The sequence below is a fragment of the Streptomyces sp. SID486 genome, assembly GCF_009865385.1.
Lineage (GTDB): Bacteria > Actinomycetota > Actinomycetes > Streptomycetales > Streptomycetaceae > Streptomyces.
Genome location: NZ_WWJT01000669.1, coordinates 1 through 2,767 on the forward strand (window position 1 = coordinate 1; position 2,767 = coordinate 2,767).

Sequence of the window (2,767 nt, forward strand, 5' to 3'; positions counted from 1 at the left end):
GCCCCGGTTGCAGGAGACCCGGGCGCGGTGCGTGCCGTCACCCGCGCGGTCCGGCGTGAACTGCCACAGCTTGGCCAGCGCGGCGTTGCCGATGCCGTCCGACGGCGTCCGCGCGACCACCGTCACGGCGTGTGCGGAGGCCGTGACGTCCGAGATGTCCAGGGCGCCAGGACCGGACTCCGCGGTCAGGTCGGTGACGTCCGAGCCGTCGAGCCCGGCGCGGCGCAGGGTGGTGGCGCCGTTCTGGCCGACGGCGTCGAGCAGCCAGTAGACGTGGTCGGCGGTGACGGCCGTCGGGCCGAGGCCGGTGTCCGCGTCGGCCCGCTGGATCACCGTCTCCTCGCCGGTGGCGACGTCGACCATCCGCGTGGTCGCCTCGTACACCGCGCTGACGCGCTGCCGGTCCTGGTAGACGACCTTGCCGTGGCTCACCGAGGGAAACGTCGACCGGTGGTAGGTGCCGCCGCCGACGGTGACCACGTTCGCCGGGTCCTTCAGACTCAGGTAGCCCACGCCGGGCCGGCCGCCGTAGTTGTAGTAGGCGAAGGCCACCACGTCGCCGTCCACGCCGAGCGCCGTGCCGGCGCTGCGGCCGTGCCACAGCGTGCGCACCGGTCCCCCGGCCAGGGGCCGGGCCAGGATGTCCACCCCGGCGGGGCCGACGGCCTGCCACACCACCGTCCTTCCGTCGGTGGCCGGATTCACGTGGTAGCGGCCGTCGTCGGGGCTCATCCGCTTGTGCTGCCCCTTGCCGTCGGTCCGGCCCGCCCACACCGAGTACGGCTCCGAGCCCGACTCGTCGGAGTTCGAGGCGACCCACCAGCCGCCGCCGGCGCCGAGGTGGGAGTCGTAGGTGTTGACGCGGGAGAGCAGGACGTCGGAGTCGATGCCGAGGGACTTCTCCCAGTGCGGGACGATGCCGTGCGCGGTGAACGCCTTGCGGACGGCCGCGATCTGCTTGCCGCCGGCCTCCAGTTGCTTCGCGGCGGCGATGACCGCGTCCCGGCCCTCGGTGAACCCGTCGAGCGGGGTGAGGTATTCGGTGAGCGCCTTGTAGACGATCGCGTCGGCGAGACGGGGGCCGAGTTCCTCGCGGATGTCCCAGAGCGCGCCGGCGAAGATGGTCGAGTTCAGGTGCACACCGCCGTTGTCGGTGCCGAACCCGACGCCGAGGAAGGAACCGGCGGTGGTGCGGCCGTCGTTCAGGTCGCGGACCGCGCAGGCGCGCGGGTCCCTGGTGCGGCACAGTGACTGGCCGACGAGCCCGGAGTCCGGGTCGTCCATGGGCAGGTGGAGGGCGTCCGATTCGATGGCGTTGCCGAAGTAGTCGGCGAGGGCCTCGTTCATGGCGCCGGACTGGCCCGCGTACACCAGGCCGGCGGAGTGCTCGACGACGGCGTGGGTCATCTCGTGGCCGACCACGTCGAGCGCGGCGGACAGCGGCCGGTACTCGGCGTCGCCCGTGCCGTAGACCATCTTCCGGCCGTCCCAGAAGGCGTTGACGTACGGCTGTCCGTAGTCGGTCGCCCCCACCAGGGAGTCGACGGTCATCCCGTGTCCGTCGAGGCTGTCCCGGCCGAACTCGGCGCGGTAGTAGTCGTAGACCTGTCCGGCGGCCCAGTGGGCGTCGACCGCGCCGGACTCGGTGGCCCCGGTGCCGAACCGCGGGGTCGCCGAGGCGACTTCCCGCAGGCCGTCGGGCCAGGTGCCGGACAGGTCGCTCACCCACCGGCCGCTCGCGTCCCAGGTGGCCAGGACGTTGTCGGGGTCGCTCTGGATGCGGGTGCGGTCGCGCAGCACGTAGGTGCCGGCGGCGTCGTCGCGGGTGATGCCGAGCGGGACGGTGGTGCCGTCCAGCCGGACGCCGGAGCCGGTGGTACCGGGTGCCGGGTCCGCTGCCGGGGTGCGTGCGGCGCTCCCCCGGTCGGCACGGGTGCCCGCTCTGCCGTGTGTGCCGGGTACGCCGGGTGTGCCGGGTGTGCCGGGTGTGCCGAACGTGCGGACGGCGCTGTACGCGAGGACGGGGTAGCCGGCCCGGGCATCGATGTAGACCTCCCGCAGCACCGGTTCGCCGTGCGCCGGGCGGCTTCCGCGGACGGTCACATGGCGGGTGAGGACGCCGGTGCCGCCGGGCACGACGACCAGGCCATGGGAGGTGCCGGTGAGTTGCCCGGCCCCGTCGTCGCCGTCCGCGCCTGCGCCGAACGCCCCGTCTTCGCCGCCAGTGCCGGTGCCGAACGCCCCGTCTTCGTCGTCCGTTCCGGCGCCGAACGCCCGGGCGTCGAGGTCCTGCCGGACGGCGTCCACCGCCCGTTCGACGGCCAGGGTGTCGTCCACCTCGGCGGTCGTGCCGGTGCGCAGTCCGGTGAAGTACCGGCCCGAGGTGCCGGTGACGGTCCTGCGGCCGTCCTTCTCCTCCATGCGGACCACGTACTGGCCGCCCAGGACGGGCACGCCGTGGTGGGTCTGCTGAAGCCGTACGGTCCGCCGGCCTCCGGAGGTGAGCGTGCCGGCGGGCCTCAGGTCCCGGCCCGGGTCGGCGATGCGGTAGCGGTCCGCGTGTGCGGCGAGGTAGGCGCGCGCCGCGTCCGCGGCGGTGCGGGCCGCCGGCGCCCGCTCCCGGATGCCGTCGACCAGCGCGGGTGTCGCCGTACCCCGCCCCGCCGCGACGCTCGCGCCCGGCGCCGGTACGGCGGTGCCGGACACCGGTACGGCGTAAGCCGGTTCCGGTACCGCGTGGGCGGGTTCCGGTACCGCGTGGGCGGGT

The 2,767-nt window shown here is 74.3% G+C and carries 1 protein-coding gene; it reads right to left on the reverse strand.

Translation table 11 applies throughout. From position 1 onward, the window contains the following. Positions 1–2,706, reverse strand: a 2,706-nt coding sequence (locus GT045_RS31255; RefSeq protein ID WP_161336239.1) for a M4 family metallopeptidase, incomplete at its 3' end; no start/stop codon positions are given. Positions 2,707–2,767: the final 61 nt, after the last annotated feature.